The organism is Streptomyces sp. NPDC006294, from assembly GCF_042870895.1.
In the GTDB taxonomy this organism is placed as follows: domain Bacteria; phylum Actinomycetota; class Actinomycetes; order Streptomycetales; family Streptomycetaceae; genus Streptomyces.
This window is the reverse complement of record NZ_JBIAHV010000003.1, coordinates 381611-402401: the sequence shown is the minus strand read 5'-3', so window position 1 is coordinate 402401 and position 20791 is coordinate 381611. Positions and strand designations below refer to the sequence as shown.

Sequence of the window (20791 nt, the reverse complement as noted above, 5' to 3'; positions counted from 1 at the left end):
CAGTATGGAGCGTCGTTAGCACTCATCGAGTGAGAGTGCCAGGAGGAAGACAGTGCCGACCTACCAGTACCAGTGCACCGAATGCGGCGAGGGCCTCGAGGCGGTGCAGAAGTTCACCGATGACGCCCTGACCGTGTGCCCCAGCTGTGAGGGACGCCTGAAGAAGGTGTTCTCCGCGGTCGGCATCGTCTTCAAGGGCTCCGGTTTCTACCGCAACGACAGCCGCGGCTCGTCGTCGAGCAGCGCGCCCGCGTCCTCGGCGTCGGCCACGAAGCCGTCGGAGTCCAAGTCGTCGTCGGAGTCGAAGACGTCGTCCGCCGCCTCGTCGTCGACCGCTTCCTCCTCGTCGTCGAGCACGTCGAGCACGAGCTCGTCCGGCTCCGCAGCCTGATTCCCGCGTTCTGAGGACCCCGCCCTGGCAGCGACCACGGCCGGGTCCTCGGCGTGTTCGCGTGCGGCTACTGTGTGCGCCATGGCGACCAATTCGAACGCAAGCGAAGCGGCCGGACCGGCGGAGATCGGCGTCATCGGCGGCTCCGGCTTCTACTCCTTCCTGGAGGATGTCACCGAGGTCCAGGTCGAGACCCCGTACGGCCCGCCCAGCGACTCGGTGTTCCTCGGTGATGTCGCGGGCAGGCGGGTCGCCTTCCTGCCGCGTCATGGGCGGGGGCACCATCTGCCGCCGCACCGCATCAACTACCGCGCCAACCTCTGGGCACTGAGGTCGGTCGGGGTCCGCCAGGTGCTCGGCCCCTGCGCGGTCGGCGGCCTGCGCCCCGAGTACGGGCCCGGCACGCTGCTCGTGCCCGACCAGTTCGTCGACCGTACGAAGTCCCGCGCGCAGACGTACTTCGACGGTCTGCCGCTGCCGGACCGGACCGTCCCCAACGTGGTGCACGTGTCGCCGGCCGACCCGTACTGCCCGAGCGGGCGACGGACCGTGCTCGAAGCGGCACGCGGGCGCGACTGGGAGCCGGTCGACGGAGGGACGCTGGTGGTCGTCGAAGGCCCTCGCTTCTCGACCCGGGCCGAATCCCGGTGGCACGCGGCGATGGGCTGGTCGGTGGTCGGCATGACCGGGCATCCGGAGGCGATCCTCGCCCGCGAACTCGAGCTCTGCTACACGTCGATCACGCTGGTCACCGACCTCGACGCGGGCGCCGAAGCGGGTGAGGGCGTCTCGCACGAAGAGGTGCTCGAGGTGTTCGCGGCCAACGTCGACCGGCTGCGGACCCTGCTGTTCGACGCGGTGGCCGGGCTGCCGGCGACCGAGAAGCGCTCCTGCTCGTGCGGCGACGCCCTGGCGGGCATGGACCCCGGGATCAGGCTGCCGTAGGCGGGCCCTGCGGGTGGTCCTGCGCGGGGCGGGGCGCTGGCCGGGTGCGGGCGGGGCGAGTTCGGGCAGCCGGGGGTCAGGTGCGGGCAGCCGGGGGCCGGGCGGCGGCCGGCGGCCGGGGCGGGATTCCGAGCGTGCGATCACCCTTGCCGGTGAGCGAGTTGTCCACATCCGGCGGCCTGTCCACAGGCCGCTGCAGGGCGGCGGCGGAACGTGGATCGTGAGGAGCGATCGGCACGGGCACCGGGCTCGGGCCACTCCGCACAAGGCGGTGCACAACATGTCCTCTCTGCCTTCCTCCCCTGCCTCCTCCCCCTCTTCTTCTCCTACGCCCGAGCCCTTGGGCGTGCCGCCGTTCGCACCGCTGCGCGTTCGCGGCGGGGCGCAGCGGCTGCGCCGCGCGGTGTGGCGGCAGCGGCGCACGATGGCCGCGGGTCTGGCGGTGACGGCCGCGGCGCTGGCCGCGTCGACCGCCCGCGGGGCCGACGCACCGGGCGCGCCCGCGGCAGCGGAGGCCAGAGGCGGGACGGGCGCCGGTGCGGCGGCGGCCGCGGCTCCGACGCGTGCACACCGGCCCGCCACCGCGATGGTGTCGGCCCCGGTACGCATCGCGGACGCCGCCACGGTCCGGCTGCTGCGGCCCGGTGACCGCGTCGACGTCATCGCGGCAGCGGAGGCGCCTGCGGGCGAGGACCCCGAGGCGAAGGTCGTGGCCTCCGGAGTGCGCGTCGCCGAAGTGCCGGGCCCGGCTGACGACCCCATGGAGAGCGGAGCCCTGGTCGTGCTCACGGTGCCCCGCGCCATGGCGACGGAACTGGCCGGTGCGGCGGCCAACTCCCGTCTGGCGGTGACGCTGTGCTGACTCGTACTGATGTATTACCGGGCCCCCTGGGGGCGGGTACGGATTGGACAAGGTGGTCGGGCGCTGCCGTAAGTTGCAAAGCTGCCCCCCTCCCCTACAGCTGGTATGAAAAGAGGCTCATTCGTGAGCGAGAAGAAGCCGAGCGTGCTCGAGGGCTTCAAGGCCTTCCTGCTCCGCGGCAACGTGATCGACCTCGCGGTCGCGGTCGTCATCGGTGCCGCCTTCACCAACATCGTGAACGCGGTGGTGAAGGGCGTGATCAATCCGCTGGTCGGCGCGTTCGGCACCAAGGATCTGGACGCCTACGCCTCCTGCCTGAAGGGATCCTGCGTGGCGGGCCCCGACGGCGAGATCCAGGGCATCCTGATCATGTGGGGGTCCGTGCTCGGCGCGACCCTCCAGTTCGTGATCACGGCCGCCGTCGTCTACTTCCTCATGGTGCTGCCCATGTCGAAGTACCTGGCCCGTCGGGTCGCCGCCCAGAAGGCGAAGGAGGGCGTGCGGGAGACGCTCGAGGTCACCGAGCTGGAGGTGCTGAAGGAGATCCGCGACACCCTCGTGGCACAGCGCGGCTCCGGCGCTGCGGGCTCCGGGGGCACGGCCGGCCCGTCGGGTGCGCCGGGGGCCGACGAAGGCCGCTGACGCGGCCGGCGCCGCGTCGGCGCTCAGATGTGGTGGGGCGGCTTCTCGTCGAGGAAGCGCGCAAGATCGGCGGCACTGTCGCCGCTCGCGGGAGGCCGCTCACCCCACCCACGGTCCGTATCGTCCGCCGATTGCTGGTCCAGCGGATCGTCGAAGATCAGCCTCGGCTCGGGACGCTGCTGTCCGGGCTGCTTCGCGTCTCGCGGTCCGGGGGCGGGGGCGGTGCTCATGCCTCCAGGATACGGCGAAGTACCGCCCGTACCTCAAGGCCGGGGCTGCGCATCGCGGGGACCGTAACCGCGGCCTCGGCCGGTCCCGGCACGGGGCCTTCGCCGGCGCGACAACGCGGCGGGCACGGTCCGCCGCCTGACAGGGCGGTCCCGGCCGCCGGGCCGTCGGGGCGCCGCGCCCCCGACGAGCCGTACGCCCCAGGACAGGCCGTCCCGCCCCCGGCAAGGAGCCTGTCCAATTAACCTGACGGGCATGGTCGTTATGGAGAGGGTCGACGGTCCGGCCGGCGGTCTCACGGACGTCGCGGGCCTGCGGGTCGGTCATGCGCAGGTCGCCGGGCCCGGTGCGCTCAGCGGCACCACGGTCGTCCTGGCCCCCGCGGGCGGAGCGGTCGCCGCCGTGGACGTGCGGGGCGGCGGTCCCGGCACCCGGGAGACGGACGCCCTGGACCCGCGCAACGTCGTCCAGCGGATCGAGGCGGTGGTGCTGACCGGCGGCAGCGCGTTCGGGCTCGACTCGGCCGCCGGCGTGATGGCCTGGCTTGAGGAGCAGGGCCGCGGCGTACGCGTCGGTCCCGACCCCTCGCAGGTCGTGCCGGTGGTGCCGGCGGCGTGCGTCTTCGACCTGGGGCGCGGCGGGAACTGGCATGCGCGTCCGGACGCGTCGACGGGTCGCGCCGCCGTGGTCGCGGCGGCCGCCACCGCCGAGGGCGCGCCGGTCGAGGAGGGCTCCGTCGGCGCCGGGACGGGCGCGGTGATCGGGCGGCTCAAGGGTGGGATCGGCACGGCGAGCACCGTCCTCGACTCCGGGATCACCGTCGCGGCGCTGGTCGTGGCCAACGCGGTGGGTTCGGCGGTCGATCCACGGAACGGCGCACTCTACGGCGAGTTGGTCACCGAGGGCGTGGACCGCGCGGCGCTCCCGGCCTCGGCCGTGCACGCCGCGGCCCAGCTGCGGCTGGCGGAGGCGGGCGGGAAGACCGGGCCGCCGCCGCTGAACACGACGCTCGCCGTCGTCGCCACCGACGCCGATCTCACCCGCTCGCAGGCGCACAAGCTCGCGGGGACCGCGCACGACGGCATCGCGCGCGCCGTGCGGCCTGTGCACCTGCTCAACGACGGAGACACGGTGTTCGCGCTGGCCACCGGCTCGGTCCCGCTGGATTCCGGCAGTCCGCTCGCGCTCAACGACGTGCTGGCCGCCGGCGCGGACGTGGTGACCCGGGCGATCGTGCGCGCCGTGACGGCGGCCGCGAGCGTCGACGGACCGGGCGGCAGCTTCCCTTCCTACACGGAGTTGTACGACATCGACTGACGTATCGGGCGCCCGAGTTGGGGGCGCGCGGGAACTTCTGCCGTGCGCCCCTTCGTTTTACCCAACCCAGAAGCACACTGTCAGACGGAAGCGCTACTTTTAGCAATCACCAAGTGACTTGTGGCGACGGCCTGGAGACCCCTCTTGAACGATCCCATCGAGCCGTACGGTCCGTACGATCCGTATGAGGCAACCGAGACGCACGTCGAGCGACTCCTGGGTCGGGCGCTCAACTCCTTCGATCTGCCCGACTCGACGGTCGAGCGGCTCGACTCCGCGCTGGCACACGCCAGTTCCCTGCACTCGTCGCACCACAGCGCGTCGCTGCACCGTTCCACGTACCGCCATGCCTATCTGCTCGGCGACGGCAGCTCCCTCGTGCTGTGGGAGCTGGTGCACAACACCGGCCGCGACGGCAGCGACCAGCACGAGCTGTACGCGGAGGAGTCCGAGGCACGGCTGGCGGCGTCCCGGCTGCCCGCCGGTTTCCCCGGGTTCGCCGGGTCGGGAAGCACGCTCGGCCAGGAGCTCGGTCTCGACCTGGACGACGAGCTGGACGACGAGCTGGAGCTGCTCGCCGCGCTGATGGCGCCGCCCCCGGCCCCGCTGCCGCCGATGTACGTGCCCGACAACTCCGCCGACCACGCGCGCCGGCTGCTGCGCCGCGCGGAGAACGACGACCGGCCGGGCGAGGAGACGGCCCGTCTGCTGCGCGGCGCCTTCGCCCACCACATCACCCAGGTCTTCGGACGCCAGTTCCGCGTCGCCGGAAAGGACGCGGGCTTCACGCTCTACGAGCACGCCTTCCTGCTGCTCGACGGCACGGAGCGGAGCCTGTGGGAGGTCGAGCACACGGCGACACCCGACGGTCGCCACATGTGCGAGGTGTACGAGGCGGAGCACGACGCCCGCGAGGCCATGGAGCTCCGCGCCCGGGTCCGGTAGCCCGTCCGGCCGCCCCGGATCGCCGGCCACGTACCCCGTAGTTCGGGTCCGGTGGCGCTGGGCGGGCCGGTCGCCGACCCGCGCACGACGGTGCCCGTGCCACAGCACGTGGCACGGGCACCGAGGGCGGGCCACGGATTGTTCAGCGCGAGAGCGCCGGCTCGGGCTCGGCGTCCCGCTTCCCGAGGGGCACCACCGGGGTGCCGTCGTCGCCGCCCTCACCTGAGCCCGCGATGTCGCCGTCGACGTGCTGCTTCGGCCGTGCCGGCAGGGCGAACATCACCAAGAAGATCAGGACCAGTACCCCGACCACCCACCACAGGGAGCTCTCGAAGGCCTCCACGAAGGCCGGGCCCATGACGTCCGGCGACGCGGCCGCGAGCTCACCGGCCGGTCCACCCCCCGACGCACCCCTCGCCGCTTCGGCCGACGCGTCGATCGAGCGGAAGAAGACGAGGGACACCAGACCGAGGCCGAGGGCGGTGCCCATCTGCGCGGTCGTGTTGATGAGTCCGCTCGCGGAGCCGGCGTGCTCGCGCGGCACGTCGGAGAGGACGGCGTCGGTCAGCGGCGCCACGATGAGCCCCATGCCCACGCCCATCACGACCAGCGGCAGGATCATCTGCCACGAGTGGATGGCCATGCCGTACCGGTCGGCCTCCCAGATGTAGACGACCAGACCGGCGGCCATCGTGACCGCGCCGGCCTGCAGCACCTTGCGGCCGAACCGGGGCACCAGCAGCTGCACGGACATCCCGGCCGCCGCCGAGACGGCGACGGAGAACGGCACCCCGGTCAGCCCGGCCCGCAGCGGGGTCCAGCCGAGACCCTGCTGCATATAGAGGGTCCAGACGAGGAAGAAGATGCCCATCACGACGCCGAAGGTGAGCTGGACGGCGATACCGGCGGCGAAGCTCTTCACCTTGAACAGCGACAGTTCGACCAGCGGCGAGCCGTCCTTGCGCGTCTTGTGCTTCTCGTACGCCACGAAGGCGGCGAAGACGAGCAGGCTGCCGGCCATGCACAGGTGGCCCGAGAGCGGCCAGCCCAGCTCACGGCCGCGGGTGAGCGGGTAGATCAGCATCAGCAGGGCGGCCGTCACCATCACGACGCCGACGAGGTCGAGCCTCAGCGCCTTGGGGGCACGGGACTCGAGGATGAACTTCCGGCCGAGGATCAGCCCTGCGATGCCGACCGGCAGGTTGATGAGGAAGATCGGCCGCCACTCGAGGCCGAAGAGGTTCCACTGGGTCAGCAGCGCGCCGAGCAGCGGTCCGGAGACCGCGCCGAGGCCGACGACGGCGCCGAACAGGCCGAAGACCTTGCCCCGTTCGTGCGCCGGGAAGGTGACGTGGACGATCGACAGCACTTGCGGGACCATCAGCGCGGCGGCCGCGCCCTGTAGCAACCGGGAGCCGACGAGCATCTCCGCGTTGACGGCGAATCCGCACAGCGCGGAGGCGAGTGTGAAGCCGGTGATGCCGACGAGGAACAGCCGCCGGCGGCCGTAGATGTCACCCAGCCTGCCGCCCGTGATCAGACCGGCGGCGAACGCGAGCGCGTATCCCGCGGTGATCCACTGGATGGCGCCGAACCCCGCGCCGAGATCCTGCTGGATGCTGGGGATCGCGATGTTGACGATGGTGACGTCGACCAGATCCATGAAGGCCGCGGTCATGACGATCGCCAGGGCGATCCAGCGCCGGCGGTCCGTCGCCGCCTCTGGCCCGGCTGCCGTTTCTGCCACGGCGGGCTGCTGTGAACTCATACGAGGAAACTAGGCAGCGTATAGGTCAGATCATGTCCTAGATGGAGGGCATCCTGAAGGACATGACGGACACTCCGGCACGACTTCTGAATCTGCTGTCACTGCTCCAGACACCGCGGGAATGGCCCGGCAGCGAGCTTGCCGAACGCCTCGACGTCAGCCCCCGCACCATCCGGCGGGACATCGACCGGCTGCGTGACCTGGGCTATCCCGTCGAGGCGACCAAGGGCGCGATCGGCGGATACCGGCTGGTCGCGGGCGCGGCCATGCCGCCGCTGCTGCTGGACGACGAGGAGGCCGTGGCGATCGCCGTCGGCCTGCGGGCCGGGGCCGGGCACGCCATCGAGGGCATCGAGGAGGCGTCCGTACGGGCGCTGGCCAAGCTGGAGCAGGTGCTGCCGTCACGTCTGAGGTACCGGGTGGCCACGCTGCAGGCGGCCACGCTCCCGCTCACCAGGGGCGACGGGGCGACGATCGATCCGAAGACGCTGACGGTCATCGCGGGGTCGGTGACGGCACGCGAACGGCTCCGCTTCGCCTACCGGGCGGGCGACGGCGCCGAGTCACGGCGCCAGGTGGAGCCGTACCGGCTGGTGTCGACCGGGCGGCGGTGGTACCTCGTGGCGTACGACCTCGGGCGCGAGGACTGGCGCACGTTCCGGGTGGACCGGGTGGCGGAGCCGTTCTCTACGGGCGCCCGGTTCACACCGCGAGAAGCGCCGGTCGGGGACGCGGCGGAGCTGCTGGGCCACTCGACGTCGCGAGTGCAGCAGGAACACGACGTCGATGTGAGCTTCGGGGCGCCGGCGTCGTTCGTCGCGGCACGGCTGCCGGAGCATCTGGGCGCACCGGCCCCGATGGGTGAGGAGAGCTGCCGACTGCGGACGCGGTCGGCGGACTCGGTGGAGTGGCTGGCGCTGCGACTGGCACTGGTCGACTGCGAGCTGACCGTCCATGGACCCGCTCCGCTGCGCGCCTACATGACGGACCTGGCGACCCGGCTCGCCCGCGCCACGGCCTGAAACGACCGGCCCGGGAGGCTCCGGGTCGGCAAGGCACAACAGCCCACAGCACAACGGCACACGGCACAACCGGCGCGGCTCGCCACGCCGGCACCGGCGCGGCACGCGCGGGCATCGCGCCCTCCGGCCGGAGGCGGACCTCCGGCCGATGCCGGGCCGAGCCCCAGCCCCGCGGGCTACGCGGCCGGCTCGAAGCCCGTGTCGCGGGCCATCCGCTTGAGCTCGAGCAGCGCGTGCTTCTCGATCTGGCGGATCCGCTCGCGCGTCAGGCCGTGCTCCTTGCCGACCTCGGTCAGCGTCCGCTCCCGGCCGTCCTCGATCCCGTACCGCATACGGATGATCGAGGCGGTGCGGTTGTCGAGCTTGCCGATCAGATCGCCGAGCTCCTCGCTGCGCAGCAGGGTGAGCACGGACTGCTCCGGGGAGACGGCCGAGGTGTCCTCCAGCAGGTCACCGAACTGGGTCTCGCCCGCGTCGTCCACGGCCATGTTGAGGCTGACCGGGTCCCGGGCCCAGTCGAGGACGTCTATGACGCGCTCCGGGTTCGAGCCCAGTTCCTTGGCGATCTCCGACGGCTCGGGGTCCCGGCCGTTCTCCCGGTTGAACTCGCGCTGGACGCGGCGGATGCGGCCGAGCTCCTCCACCAGGTGGACGGGGAGCCGGATGGTGCGGGACTGGTCTGCTATCGAGCGGGTGATCGCCTGGCGGATCCACCACGTGGCATACGTGGAGAACTTGAATCCCTTGGCGTAGTCGAACTTCTCGACCGCGCGGACCAGGCCTGCGTTCCCTTCCTGGATCAGGTCGAGCAGCGGCAGTCCGCTGCGCGGATAGCGCCGGGCGACAGCCACGACGAGCCGCAGATTCGAGCGGATGAAGATGTCCTTGGCGCGCTCGGCCGCTTCGGCCAGCGCCTCGAGCTCCTCCCGCGTGGCACCGCCCGCCTCGCTCTCCCCCGCCGCGGCAGCGGCTGATGTCACGTTCTTTTCGAGGATCTGGCGGGCGTACACACCTGCCTCGATGGTCTGGGACAGCTCGACTTCCTTGGCGGCGTCGAGCAGCGGTGTGCGCGCGATCTCGTCGAGGTACATGCCGACCAGGTCGCGGTCGGCGATCTCCCCGCCCACGGCGCGAACACTGCTTGCCCTGTCGGTCGCCCCACCGGAGTCGGACTGACGACGGGCGACGGCACGGGTTGCCATGCGAGCTCCCTTACTGAGTAGGTCGCGACACCCTCCCGGGTGCCCTGCATCCGAAGGAAACAACGACTGGAATCCGGACAGAATTCCCATCGGGTGCTTCGAATTCCGCGATCATGCAGTACCCTGTGCCGCCACCCAGGGAGGGAACGATGCCGCCGGAGCACACGGAGGTGCAGGTCAGGGCGGGCACCGACGCCGACCTCGAAGCGCTTACGGACATCTACAACCACTATGTCCGCGAGACCCCCATCACCTTCGACACCACGGTTTTCACCCCCGAGCAGCGCCGCCCATGGCTGCACTCTCACCCTGAAGACGGCCCGCACCGGCTTCTGGTTGCTCAGGATGTCCGTTTTGTCGACAGCAATCCACCGGCCGGCGTCCTCGGATACGCCACCAGCAGCCCCTTCCGCCCCAAGCCGGCCTACTCGACCTCCGTCGAGGTCAGCGTCTACTGCGCCCCCGGGGCCGCCGGGCGCGGCATCGGCACGCTTCTCTACGAGGCGCTCTTCAAGGCGCTGGGGACCGAGGACGTGCACCGGGCCTACGCGGGTGTCGCCCTGCCGAACGAACCCTCGGTCCGTCTGCACACCCGCTTCGGCTTCCGGCACGTCGGCACGTACGAAGAGGTGGGCCGCAAGTTCGGCCGGTACTGGGACGTGGCCTGGTTCGAGAAGCGCCTGGACTGAGCCGGCTCGCCCCACGCCGCCCGGACCGCCCCGGACCGACCCGCACGGCCCCGGCGGTCTCAGCCGAACTGCACCGACCGCTTCGCCAGTCCCATCCAGAAGCCGTCGATGACGCTGCGACCGGTCCCGACCTCCGCCTCCGACGCGCCCAGGGTGACGAACAGCGGCGCGAAGTGCTCGGTACGCGGATGGGCGAGCCTGCCCGCCGGAGCCTTGTTCTCGAAGTCGAGCAGCGCGTCCACGTCGGCGGCCGCCAGCGCCCGCTGCCCCCAGTCGTCGAACTCGGCCGACCAGCCGGGCGTCCCGCCGTGCCGCAGCGCCGCGAGGTTGTGGGTGAAGAAGCCGCTGCCGACGATCAGCACGCCCTCGTCCCTCAGCGGGGCGAGGCGGCGCCCGATCTCGAGCAGCTCCCGCGGGTCGAGCGTGGGCATGGAGATCTGCAGCACGGGGGTGTCCGCGTCCGGGTACATCTCCACCAGTGGCACATACGCACCGTGGTCGAGACCCCGGTCGGGGATGTCCTGCACCGGCATACCGGCGCGGCGCAGCAGTTTGCGCACCGAGTCGGCCAGCGCGGGGGCGCCGGGGGCCTCGTACCGGACGCGGTAGTAGTGCTCGGGGAAGCCCCAGAAGTCGTACACCAGCGGCACGGTCCGGGTCGCGCCGAGCGCGAGGGGCGCCTCCTCCCAGTGGGCGGAGACCATCAGGATCGCCTTCGGCCGGGGCAGCGAACCGGACCAGTCGGCCAGCTCTGCCGGCCAGACGGGGTCGTCGGCGAGGGGCGGGGCGCCGTGGGAGAGATAGAGGGCGGACATACGCGGGGCGGTGGGGATGGCGTTCATGACGATCGGCTCCCGGTCTGCTGAACCTGGTCTGCTGCGCTGGGGACATTTACTTTAAGTTTCAAGCTTAGGAAGGACCCTAACGCCATTTAGTTCAAGTTTCAAGAAGGGGGGTCGTAGAGTGGATACATGAACAGGGCACTCAATGGAGAGGGCGGTCCGGGACCACGCTGGCTGAGTGACGAGGAGCAGCGCGTCTGGCGCGCGTACCTCCATGCCACCACCCTCCTGGAGGACCATCTCGACCGCCAGCTGCAGCGCGACGCGGGCATGCCGCACATCTACTACGGCCTGCTGGTCCAGCTCGCGCAGGCCCCGCGCCGCCGCAAGCGGATGACCGAACTGGCCATCGACGCCAAGATCACCCGTTCCCGCCTCTCGCACGCGATCGCCCGGCTCGAGAAGAACGGCTGGGTGCGCCGCGAGGACTGCCCCTCCGACAGGCGCGGGCAGAACGCCGTACTGACGGACGAGGGCTTCGGCGTCCTGGAGCGGACCGCTCCGGGCCATGTCGAAGCCGTCCGGCAGGTGATGTTCGACCGGCTGACCCCGGAGCAGGTCGGCCAGCTCGGCGAGATCATGCGGGTCATGGCGGAGGGGCTGCAGCCCCAGGACACCGGCGCGGACCTCCCCTGGCTCAGATGACCCCGCCGCCGGGCCCGGCCCCGCAGCACGAAGGGCCACGACCGGGTGCGGATTCCGCACCCGGTCGTGGCCCTTTCTCATGCGCGGACGACCTGCCCATCCGGCGGCTGAGTCGCCGCCCGGCCGCTCAGTGGGCGATGACGGGGATCTTGACCTCGTCCTGCGCGCCGGCGTCCTTGCCCGGGCCGGCCGCGACCGGGCCGGACTGCGGGCGTCCGGTGTTGATGAACGTGAACGCGATCGCGGCGGCGGCCGCCAGGATGCCCACGGCCCACCAGATGGCCGACGAGAAGCCGTGCACCATGCCCTGGAGTTCGAGCAGCTTCGGGTCGGTCGCCCCGGCGGCGTGCGCGGCGACGTACGAGGTCGTGGCGGAGGCCGCGATGGTGTTCAGCAGCGCCGTGCCGATCGCGCCGCCCACCTGCTGCGAGGTGTTGACCATCGCGGAGGCGACACCGGCGTCGGCCGGGTCCACTCCGTGCGTGGCCAGCGACATCGCCGGCATGAACGCCGTACCCATGCCCAGACCCAGCATCAGCTGCGCCGGCAGGATCAGACCGGCGTAGGAGCTGTCGATCTCGAGCTGGGTCAGCAGCAGCATGCCGAGCGCCGCGAGCACGAAGCCGGGGCCCATCAGCAGGCGCGGCGCCATGCGGGTCATCAGCCGGGCGCCGATCTGAGTGGAGCCCGTGATCATGCCCACGATCATCGGCAGGAAGGCGAAGCCCGTCATGACGGGCGAGTAGCCCTTCACGACCTGCAGGTAGAACGTCAGGAACAGGAAGAGCCCGAACATCGCGATGATGGCGAGGCCCAGCGAGAGGTAGACACCGCCGCGGTTGCGCTCGGTCAGGACGCGCAGCGGCAGCAGCGGCGACTTCACCTTCGCCTCGGTGACGACGAACGCGGTGAGCAGCACCGCGGAGGCGATGAACATGCCCACGGTCAGACCGTCGGACCAGCCGGCGGACTCGGCGCGGGTGAAGCCGTAGACGAGCGCCACCAGACCGAGGGTGGAGAGCACCACACCGGGGATGTCGAGCGAGGAGCGGTTGCGCGAGCCCTCCGGCTCACGGATCACCAGGTACGCGCCGACGGCGGCGACGATCGCGAACGGGATGTTGACGTAGAAGGTCCAGCGCCAGTTCAGGTACTCGGTGAGGACGCCGCCGAGGATCAGGCCCACGGCGCCACCGCCACCGGCGATCGCACCGTAGATGCCGAAGGCCTTGGCACGCTCCTTGGCGTCGGTGAACATCACGGCGAGCAGCGACAGCGCGGCGGGCGCGAGCAGTGCGCCGAAGGCGCCCTGCAGGGCGCGGGCGCCGAGCATCATCGCCTCGCCGGTGGCGGCGCCACCGAGCGCGGAGGCCGCGGCGAAGCCGAGCAGGCCGACGACGAAGGTCCGCTTACGGCCCCACAGGTCGGCGATGCGGCCGCCGAAGAGCAGCAGTCCGCCGAAGGCGAGGGCATAGGCGGTGATGACCCATTGCCGGTTGGCGTCGGAGATGCCCAGGTCCTGCTGGGCGGTGGGGAGCGCGATGTTCACGATCGTCGCGTCGAGCACCACCATGAGCTGGGCGAGGGCGATGAAGACCAGAGCTCTCCAGCGGCTCGGGTCGGGGAGTGATATGTCGGCTGTTTTCGGCATGGGTCTGGCCACCTAATCGGTCACGGGAGGTCACGCGGTACGCGGTCCGCGGTGAAGGGTTCTGAGCGTCAAGTGCTTTACGCGTCGAGGGCCTTGAGCGGCAAAGGTGCTGCGCGGGGTGCCGCGCGCCAAGGGCTCGAGGGCTGCTGTGAAGAGAGGACCCGGGGAGAGCGCCGGCTCCGTCACGGCGTCACTGAGTGGTCCGTAGGTCCTCCAGGGTCGCGGCGGCACCCGGCAGTTCGGAGCGCGCCGGCGCCTCGAGCCCGTCCAGGAACAGCTGCAGATGGCGATGGACGAACCGGTCCATGTTCGGACAGGCGGTACCCGGCAGCGGCCGGGTGAGCTGGGAGAGCGCGACCATCAGATCGCCCACGGCGACATCGGTGCGCATCCTGCCCGCCGACTGCGCCGCCTCGACAAGGCCGCGGACGGCGTCCTCGAGACGTTCGCGTCCGGCGTGGAGGTCGGAGTGGTCGTGGTCGAAGGCTCCGGAGAGCATCGGGCACAGGGCGCCGATCCGTTCGTCGGCGGCCTGGTGGACGAAGCGGCGCAGCGCGGCGAAGGGGTCGGCCTCCTCGGCCGCCGCCCGGTCCGCCTGCTCCGTGGTGCGGGACATGACGCTGAGGACGACCTCGCGGACGAGAGCGGCACGGTCCGGGAAGTGCCGGTAGAGCGTGGCGTTGCCGACGCCGGCGCGGCGGGCGATCTCGTCGAGCGGGACGTCCGGCCCGCATTCGACGAACATCTCGCGCGCGGCCGACACGATCCGCTCGCGGTTGCGCAGGGCGTCGGCCCGGGGGCGCGGTGTGCGGCGGGTCTCGACGGCGGCGGTGCGCACGGCTTCACACCCGGCGGTGCTCACGCCTCCGTACTCGGCGGTGCTCACGGCTCCACACCCTTTCGATACTCGGTCCCAAGCGGGGACAGCCTCCCCGCTTCGCGGGACACCGGTTCAAACGGGGAAACGCTCCCCGGTTATTTCCGACACCCGCTGTGACCTGGAGCACATATGCGTCCCGCCGGGAAAACCCCACGATCGGACCACCCGGCGCGCGTCCTCCCGGCACCCGCCACAGGCTGATCGAACAGAGCGCAGCCAGGGTCCGGCCTGCTGCCGGGGACCGGAAGGCGATCGCATGGAGCAGGCTCGTCACCGGATACGCGGACGGGGCAGGCTCGGCGTACTCGCCGCCTCCGGCGCCCTCGCCCTCGCCGCCCTGACCACGGCCAGCTCGACGGTCCCCGTCCCCGACCGGCTCTCCGCCGGGCCGAGCGCCGCCCCCGACTCGGCGAGCCTCGGGCCCTGCCGGATCCCGACCGCCGTCGGCGTCCAGATGTCCGAGGGCCTGCCCACCCCGGGCGGCTACGTCCGTTCCACCGGCGTGGTCCGCGCCCTCAACCTGATGATCGACTTCCCGGACGCCGAAGGCAGCGGCTCCGCCCTCGACCGGCTCGCGGAGTTCTTCCCGCAGACCGAGAAGTGGTTCGCGACCAGCTCGTACGGCCGCCTCAGCTACCGGCCGGACGCCCCCGTGAACGACTGGCTGCGGATGCCGAAGCCGTTCGCCGCCTACGGGATAGAGCGCGGCTCACCGTACGAACCGGGGTACCGCCACCTGGTCGAGGACCTGGTCGCGGTCGCCGACCCGAAGGTGGACTTCGACGCGTACGACCTCGTCAACGTCCTCGTCACCCCCAACGCGGGCCCGTCCGCGCTGGACACCGTGCTGTCGGTGACGTTCTCCGGCAACGAGCAGGCGCCGGTCGCCGACGGTGTGCCGCTCGCCAACACATCGTTCGTCTACAGCCGCCAGGACGACGGCTCCGGTTCGTACGCGGAGACCGGCTACCGCGTCCTGCCGCACGAGAACGGCCATGTCTTCGGCCTGCCCGACCTCTACACCGCGGACGGCGGCGGCGCGGTCGGCCACTGGGACATCATGTCCGAGGACTGGGGGGCCAACAACGACCTGCTCGGCTGGCACAAGTGGAAGCTCGGCTGGCTGGACAACAGCCAGGTCAACTGCGTCGCGGCCCCCGGCACGAGCGAGTACGCGCTCACCCCGCTCGCCACCCGCGGCGGCTCCAAGCTCGCGGTCGTGCCGCTGACCGAGAACACCGGCTGGGCGGCCGAGGTGCGCACCCGGGCCGGCAACGACGACCACGTGTGCGAGCCAGGCGTCCTCATCTACCGGGTGAAGTCCGACGTCGACACCGGACAGGGCCCGGTGACCGTCTCCGACAGCGACGACGACAGCGGCGGCTGCACCCGGCAGCCCAATGTCCACGCGGAACTGTCCGACGCCCCCTACCGGCCGGGCCAGTCCTTCACCGACCGCGAGACCGGCGTCCGCATCTCCGTGGTCGACGAGGACGAGGACGGCGGCTACCGGATACGGGTCACCCGCTCCTGAGGAGCGCCGAGCGGGGCGAGCGATTCCCGCAGGACCCGCTTGAGGATCTTGCCCGTCGGATTGCGCGGCACCGGCTCGTCCCGCACCACCACATGGGCGGGCACCTTGAAGGCGGCCAGCACCCCGCCGACGTGCTCCCGCAGCCCGTCCGCGGTGACCGTGGCGCCGGGCCGCAGCTGCACGACCGCCGCGACCTCCTCGCCGAGCACCGGATGCGGCACGCCCAGCACCGCCGCGTCGGTGACGTCGGGGTGGTCGTGCAGCACGGCCTCGACCTCGACGCAGTACACGTTCTCCCCGCCGCGGATCACCATGTCCTTGATCCGGTCGACGATGCTCACCCGGCCGTCGCGCAGCGTCGCGAGGTCCCCGGTCCTGAGCCAGCCGTCCCGGAAGGCCGCCGCCGTGGCCGCCTCGTCGCGCCAGTAGCCGCGCATCAGACCCTGGCCGCGCAGCCACAGCTCCCCGACCGCCCCTTCGGGCAGCGCCTCGCCCTCCGGCCCGGCGATCCGCACCTCGACGGCGGGCGCGGGACGGCCGACACCGGCCGGGTGCTCGCGGCAGGCGTCCCCGAAGTTCGCCATGACACCGCCGCTGGTCTCGGTCAGACCGTAGCCGTTGCGCGGCTCGATCCGGTGCCCGTAGGCGGCCGTGAGCCGGGCGACGAGACCGGGCGGGGCGGCGGCCCCGCCGGTGCTCAGGTTGGTCAGCGTCTCCAGGCCCGCCCCGGTCCGCCCGGCCGCCTCCACGAGCTGGAGCGCGGTCGTCGGCACACCCGAGTAGTGCGTGACCCGGTGCCGCTCGATGAGCGCGAGCGCCGCCTCGGCGTCCCACTTGCGCATCAGGACGAGCGTGCCGCCGACCGCCATCGTCGAGTACAGCGTGGTGAACGCCGCCACATGGAAGAACGGAAAGGTCATCAGCGCGATCGGCGCGGGGCCCTGACCGGGCAGCACGCCACGCGCCAGCGCCGCCGCGGCCGCGTGGTAGCGGGGATGCTGGGCCGCGCCGGCCTGGGCGAGCTGTGTGGCGACGGCGCCCTTGGGCCGGCCGGTGGTGCCCGACGTGTAGATGATCGTGGCGTCCGCCTCCGCCGCGACGTCGACGGCGGGCGGCGCGGCGAGCGGGTCCGCGGCGCCGAAGTCCTCGTACCGCTCGACGCCGTCGGGCACGTCCCCGCCGTGCTCCTCGTGGTGGAAGACGACGGTGCGCGCGCCGTGCGCCGCCGCCCACCGCGCCACCCGTGGCAGCCGCTCGCCGTCGACGAGCAGGACGCGCGGCGTGCAGTCGTCCAGCGCGTACGTCAGCTCGTCCTCGGTCCACCAGGCGTTGAGCGGCACCGCCACGAGCCCGGCCAGCTGCGCCGCCCAGAAGGCGATCTGCCACTCCGGATGGTTGCGCATCGCGACGGCCGCCCGGTCCTCCGGCCGCAGCCCGTACGTGTCGGTGAACCGGCAGGCGAGCGCGGAAGCGGCGGCGAAGAACTCGCCGTACGTGTACGTCCCGCTCTCCGCCACGAGGAACGGCCGCTCCCCGTACGCCCAGGTCGTCTCGACGAACTCGCGCAGCGTGCGCGGCCCGTTCGCGTACTGCAGCGTCCCGTCCTCGCCGCGTACGACGGCGAAGGGGGCGCCCGGCGCGGTGAGGGCGGCTTCGGTATACGCGGCGTGCGGCACGGTCGGCCCTCCAGGCGCTTGCTCGATCCGCCGCGACGCTATGTCGCCCCCGGAACCCCGTCAAGGCCCCGCCGACCTGCGGAAACCACCACGCCCCGGCCGACGGCCCGAGCGGCTCGCGGAGTTCGGCGCGTGGGGTGGCGGAGGCGGGAAGTTACCGGCAGATGAAGAGTCCCGCACGACCTGACGAAGACCGGCGCCGGGGCTGGGGCCGCGGCCGACCCGACTCCTAGCGTCACCTACATGGCAGCCACAACTGAAGTCAAGCCCCCGGGCAGGAGCAAGGCCCCTGCCAGGGCGGCCACGCTCACCATCGCCCTCGCCACCGCCGCGTCGGTCGTCGCCCTCGTCCTCCTCGTCGCGATCGGCGAGACCATCGACCAGGTGCTCCTCGTCCCGCCGCTCGCGGCCAGTGCCGCACTCGTCTACGGGGCGCCCGCGCTGCCCCTGGCCCAGCCGCGCAGCGTCATCGGCGGGCAACTGCTCTCCGCGCTGACCGGGTTCGCCGTACTGCTGGTGTCGGGCAGCTCGGTGTGGGGCGCCGGCGTCGCGGGCGGGCTCGCGCTCGGCGTGATGATGGCCGCGCGCACTCCGCACTCCCCGGCCGCCGCGACCGCGGTGATCGTCGTTTTGACCGAGCCGTCCGCGCAGACGTTCCTGCCGCTGCTCGCGCTCGCCGCCGTGGTGCTGGTGCTGGTCGGCGTCCTCGCGGGACGCACCGGCCGGCTGCCCCGCTACCCCACCTACTGGTGGTGACGTCCGGCCCCGCCATGTCCCCGCGCCCGGCGGGTGGCGAGCGGGCCGGGGCGTGACCGTCGCGCTCGCCGCGTGCGGCACGGCGGCGGTGCTCACCGTGGTGGCGTTCCGACGCGGCCGGTGAACTCGCGGACGCCGGGCCGCACATACTCCCCACCGCCGTGGAGCCGGCCGCGATCATGCTCGGCGGCATCCTGCTCGGCGAACCGATGAGCCCCACCGGAGCGCAGCAGCGGCTCGGCGACCGGATCGGCCGGGCGTGCGGGGCGCCGGGCGTGCCGTGCTGCTCGTGCCCCCTCGCCGAGTCGCTCACCGGCTTCGGCGTCGTCGTGGCCGTCCCCCTGCTCCGCCGCCCTGGTCTTCCCCCGGCCAGGGCGGCGGCCGTCGGTCTGTTCGCCGTCGGCACGCTGTGGACCGTCGTGTGGGCGGGTCAACGCATGCGTCGGCGTCCCCCTGGCCGGCGTCCTCGGCGGCCCGGCGACCATCGCCGTACTCCTGCTGCTCTCCCGGCCGGACCGCCCGCGCGCCCCGGGAGCCGGTCGGCCGCGGCGGACCGCGGTCCCGGCCATCTGTTCCTGGCCCCGTGGATCGGCGCCGTGGATCGGCCCCGTGGATCGGCGCCGTGGGCGTTTCCTGACGGGCTCCGACGCCGGCGCCAACGCGATGTTCGCCGCCGGGCAAGGCGCCACCGCGCAGGCTCTGGGCTCCCCCGAGGCGCGGCTCGGGCCGTGCAGAACGTCAGCGCCGCGCCGGCCTCCGGCGCGGCGCTGACGCGAGGGGACCCGGCGGTCCGGGGGCCGGCGCGGGACGGCCCGGTGCGGAGGAGCCACGCGTCGTGCACAAGGGACGTGCGGCACGGGCGGAGGCGGGCCGCCCGGCGGACACCGCGGCGGTACCGCGCACGGTGCTGGCGGCGTACGCGCCGGTGTTCCTGTCGCTGGGGACGATCGCGGTCCTCTGGCGCAGGGAACCGGCCGGCCGGCACCCGGCGGGCCCATGGCCGAAACGCCCGATGCCGCCCTCCTCACCGGGGGGCGGCATCGGCGTGTGCTGTCTTCGTACGGTCTACACGGCCATCGTCACCGGCGCGTTGGCCCAGCGCTGGGCGATGCCGAGCACCGCGGAGACCGCCGGCGGCAGCCAGGACTGCTCGCCCCAGATGATGCGCGCGACCCGGTGCTGGCGGGGCACCTCGTCGAGGACGATGACATCGCCGCGCTCCACCTCCCGCGCCACCGCCGCCTCGGGCAGCATCGCCACGAAGGCGCCGTTGCACATGAGCTCGAGTACACCCCGTATCGAGCCGGCGGAGGTGAACTCCGGGCTGATGCCGTACGCCTGCGTCAGTTCGTCGCGCAGCTGCTGATGCGACGGACAGCCCGAATCCATCGTCAGGATGCGAATGTTGCCCGGGGCGCCGCGCACGCCGAGCATCGGCTGCACGGAAGGGCTCGCCACCGGCACCATCTCCACCGCGTGCAGGTCCGCATGGTGCAGCGGGGCCGTGGTCTCGACGGGGTGCTCGGGGTGGGCCAGTACGAGTCCCAGATCGAGCTTGCCCGCCGCGATCTCCTCGGGGATGCGTGAGGAGTGCATGGTCATGGGCGAGACCTCGACCTTGGGATAGCGGTACTGGCACTCCCAGATCAGCCGGGTGATCTCCTTGTCGACGAGTACGGACGCGACACCGACCGACACCCGTCCGGTGGTTTCGCCACGTGCGGTGAGCGCGTCGGACAGTTCGTCGACAAGGCTGAACAGGCGCGCGACATAGGAGTGGAAGGTCTCACCGTCAGCGGTGAGCCGGACGCCGTGCGGCAGGCGCTGGAAGAGCGAGGCCCCGGTCTGTGACTCAAGGGTCCTTATATGGGACGTCACCGTGGACTGCGAGTAGCCGAGGCGGCGTCCTGCCTGCGTGATGCTTTCGGTACGGGCGACTTCCCAGAAGGTGCGGAGCTGATACAAGGCGATGTCCATCAAGTCCCTCCCCGTTCATCTGGGGAAATCATGGCCGGTACTCATCGGGAACGCCGTGCGCTCTCGGCTACTTCGTCAGCTGTCCTACCGGTATCTCCCGTACCACTGTTTTCGGACACCGCCCGCGGACGGTCCCGCAGCTGGTGGCGTGCGGCGCGGGCGCGGTTGCCGCAGGCGGGAGAGCACCAGGTGCGGCGCGGGTGGGTCTTGACGTAGAAGAGGACGCAGCGGGGCCCTTGGCAGGCGCGCAGCGCTGCGAGTTCGGGCCCGGTGAACAGGGAGATCACCGACTCGGCGAGCTCGGCGAGGGCCGCGGCGACGGGCCGGCCGGCGCTGTGGGCCGTGGCGCTCGGCGCTTCGGCTGCCGGGTCGTCGCCGCCCCAGGCGAGCGCGCGCCAGTGCGGTGCGGCCCTGGCGGTCTCGTTGACGGTGTCGACGGCTTCGCGTGGCGGGGGTGTGCGGTGCACGGCGGCGGTGGCCAGCTCCCGGACTGCGTCCCGGAGCGCGCGGGCGGTGCGGAGGTCGTTCTCGTCGGCGCCGAGCAGGTCCTGGTCGGTGAGCCGGATCGCGAGCCGGGGGCGGACGTCGCGCAGCCAGGCGGCGAGCTCCTCGCGCCCCGCCAGCCCTTCCTGCGGCCGGCCGCGCACCGCGTACGCCGTGTTGGCCAGCTCGATCGCGGGCGGCTCGCCGAGAAGCGGGGCGCCGCCCGACGCGAGTTCCGAGACGTTCACCGGGTCGATGCTACTGGCCTCCGGCCTTCAGGGACCGGCCCGACCGTCTCGCCGGGCGCTCGGCGTCGCGCCGTGGCGCGGAGGGCCG

General features: G+C 72.2%; 20 protein-coding genes. 11 read left to right on the top strand and 9 right to left on the bottom strand.

Annotated features, from left to right (window positions below; translation table 11 throughout):
* Nucleotides 1-52: 52 nt before the first annotated feature.
* The 4 genes from ACFYOP_RS07410 to ACFYOP_RS07395 all read left to right on the top strand — a co-directional run bounded on the left by ACFYOP_RS07410 (nt 53) and on the right by ACFYOP_RS07395 (nt 2840).
* Nucleotides 53-391, top strand: a complete 339-nt coding sequence (locus ACFYOP_RS07410) for an FmdB family zinc ribbon protein (protein ID WP_356896364.1) — start codon at nt 53-55, stop codon at nt 389-391.
* Between the two features lie 81 nt (nt 392-472).
* Nucleotides 473-1336, top strand: coding sequence for an S-methyl-5'-thioadenosine phosphorylase (locus ACFYOP_RS07405; protein ID WP_356896362.1), 864 nt, complete (start codon nt 473-475; stop codon nt 1334-1336).
* 280 nt (nt 1337-1616) lie between these two features.
* Nucleotides 1617-2198, top strand: coding sequence for an RcpC/CpaB family pilus assembly protein (locus ACFYOP_RS07400; RefSeq protein ID WP_356896360.1), 582 nt, complete (start codon nt 1617-1619; stop codon nt 2196-2198).
* A 123-nt stretch (nt 2199-2321) separates the two neighbouring features.
* On the top strand, nt 2322-2840 hold the full coding sequence (locus ACFYOP_RS07395) for an MscL family protein (RefSeq protein WP_356896358.1): 519 nt from the start codon (nt 2322-2324) through the stop codon (nt 2838-2840).
* 23 nt (nt 2841-2863) lie between these two features.
* Here the strand turns inward: ACFYOP_RS07395 and ACFYOP_RS07390 are convergent, their stop codons facing one another.
* Nucleotides 2864-3070, bottom strand: a complete 207-nt coding sequence (locus tag ACFYOP_RS07390) for a hypothetical protein (protein WP_189886260.1) — start codon at nt 3068-3070, stop codon at nt 2864-2866.
* A 262-nt stretch (nt 3071-3332) separates the two neighbouring features.
* Between ACFYOP_RS07390 and ACFYOP_RS07385 the strand changes: the two genes are divergently transcribed.
* The gene (locus ACFYOP_RS07385) at nt 3333-4385 is read left to right on the top strand and encodes a P1 family peptidase (protein WP_356896523.1); all 1053 of its coding nucleotides are present in this window, start codon (nt 3333-3335) and stop codon (nt 4383-4385) included.
* A gap of 144 nt (nt 4386-4529) precedes the next feature.
* Nucleotides 4530-5330, top strand: coding sequence for a DUF6227 family protein (locus ACFYOP_RS07380; protein ID WP_356896356.1), 801 nt, complete (start codon nt 4530-4532; stop codon nt 5328-5330).
* A 142-nt stretch (nt 5331-5472) separates the two neighbouring features.
* On the opposite strand, the gene ACFYOP_RS07375 is transcribed toward ACFYOP_RS07380, so the two are convergent.
* A complete protein-coding gene (locus tag ACFYOP_RS07375) occupies nt 5473-7098 on the bottom strand; it encodes an MFS transporter (RefSeq protein ID WP_356896354.1) in 1626 nt (541 codons plus the stop codon).
* Between the two features lie 62 nt (nt 7099-7160).
* On the opposite strand from ACFYOP_RS07375, the gene ACFYOP_RS07370 reads away from it, so the two are divergent.
* Nucleotides 7161-8120: a YafY family protein gene (locus ACFYOP_RS07370; protein ID WP_356896521.1), complete on the top strand. Its 960-nt coding sequence runs from the start codon at nt 7161-7163 to the stop codon at nt 8118-8120.
* Between the two features lie 176 nt (nt 8121-8296).
* On the opposite strand, the gene ACFYOP_RS07365 is transcribed toward ACFYOP_RS07370, so the two are convergent.
* Nucleotides 8297-9322 carry a sigma-70 family RNA polymerase sigma factor gene (locus ACFYOP_RS07365; protein ID WP_356896352.1) on the bottom strand — a complete coding sequence of 342 codons (1026 nt, stop codon included), beginning with the start codon at nt 9320-9322 and terminating at the stop codon, nt 8297-8299.
* 149 nt (nt 9323-9471) lie between these two features.
* Between ACFYOP_RS07365 and ACFYOP_RS07360 the strand changes: the two genes are divergently transcribed.
* The gene (locus ACFYOP_RS07360) at nt 9472-10011 is read left to right on the top strand and encodes an N-acetyltransferase family protein (RefSeq protein ID WP_356896350.1); all 540 of its coding nucleotides are present in this window, start codon (nt 9472-9474) and stop codon (nt 10009-10011) included.
* Nucleotides 10012-10070: 59 nt separating this feature from the next.
* On the opposite strand, the gene ACFYOP_RS07355 is transcribed toward ACFYOP_RS07360, so the two are convergent.
* The gene (locus tag ACFYOP_RS07355; RefSeq protein ID WP_356896348.1) at nt 10071-10853 is read right to left on the bottom strand and encodes a class III extradiol ring-cleavage dioxygenase; all 783 of its coding nucleotides are present in this window, start codon (nt 10851-10853) and stop codon (nt 10071-10073) included.
* A gap of 129 nt (nt 10854-10982) precedes the next feature.
* On the opposite strand from ACFYOP_RS07355, the gene ACFYOP_RS07350 reads away from it, so the two are divergent.
* On the top strand, nt 10983-11498 hold the full coding sequence (locus tag ACFYOP_RS07350) for a MarR family transcriptional regulator (protein WP_356896346.1): 516 nt from the start codon (nt 10983-10985) through the stop codon (nt 11496-11498).
* Between the two features lie 127 nt (nt 11499-11625).
* On the opposite strand, the gene ACFYOP_RS07345 is transcribed toward ACFYOP_RS07350, so the two are convergent.
* Together ACFYOP_RS07345 and ACFYOP_RS07340 are read right to left on the bottom strand one after the other, a co-directional pair.
* The gene (locus ACFYOP_RS07345) at nt 11626-13149 is read right to left on the bottom strand and encodes an MFS transporter (protein ID WP_356896344.1); all 1524 of its coding nucleotides are present in this window, start codon (nt 13147-13149) and stop codon (nt 11626-11628) included.
* Nucleotides 13150-13339: 190 nt separating this feature from the next.
* On the bottom strand, nt 13340-13987 hold the full coding sequence (locus ACFYOP_RS07340) for a helix-turn-helix domain-containing protein (RefSeq protein ID WP_356896519.1): 648 nt from the start codon (nt 13985-13987) through the stop codon (nt 13340-13342).
* 298 nt (nt 13988-14285) lie between these two features.
* Here ACFYOP_RS07340 and ACFYOP_RS07335 point away from each other — a divergent pair, with 298 nt between their 5' ends.
* Nucleotides 14286-15563: a M6 family metalloprotease domain-containing protein gene (locus ACFYOP_RS07335; protein ID WP_356896342.1), complete on the top strand. Its 1278-nt coding sequence runs from the start codon at nt 14286-14288 to the stop codon at nt 15561-15563.
* On the opposite strand, the gene ACFYOP_RS07330 is transcribed toward ACFYOP_RS07335, so the two are convergent.
* Nucleotides 15536-17239, bottom strand: a complete 1704-nt coding sequence (locus ACFYOP_RS07330; RefSeq protein ID WP_356896340.1) for a class I adenylate-forming enzyme family protein — start codon at nt 17237-17239, stop codon at nt 15536-15538. The two genes, ACFYOP_RS07335 and ACFYOP_RS07330, sit on opposite strands and share 28 nt — an antisense overlap.
* Before the next feature lie 243 nt (nt 17240-17482).
* On the opposite strand from ACFYOP_RS07330, the gene ACFYOP_RS07325 reads away from it, so the two are divergent.
* Entirely contained in the window at nt 17483-17995 is a 513-nt protein-coding gene (locus ACFYOP_RS07325; RefSeq protein ID WP_356896338.1) for an HPP family protein, read from the top strand.
* A 1065-nt stretch (nt 17996-19060) separates the two neighbouring features.
* Here ACFYOP_RS07325 and ACFYOP_RS07320 read toward each other — a convergent pair.
* Together ACFYOP_RS07320 and ACFYOP_RS07315 are read right to left on the bottom strand one after the other, a co-directional pair.
* Nucleotides 19061-19972 (bottom strand): LysR family transcriptional regulator, encoded by a 912-nt coding sequence (locus ACFYOP_RS07320; RefSeq protein ID WP_356896336.1) that lies wholly within the window; start codon nt 19970-19972, stop codon nt 19061-19063.
* A gap of 41 nt (nt 19973-20013) precedes the next feature.
* Nucleotides 20014-20703: a CGNR zinc finger domain-containing protein gene (locus ACFYOP_RS07315; protein ID WP_356896334.1), complete on the bottom strand. Its 690-nt coding sequence runs from the start codon at nt 20701-20703 to the stop codon at nt 20014-20016.
* Between the last annotated feature and the right edge of the window lie 88 nt (nt 20704-20791).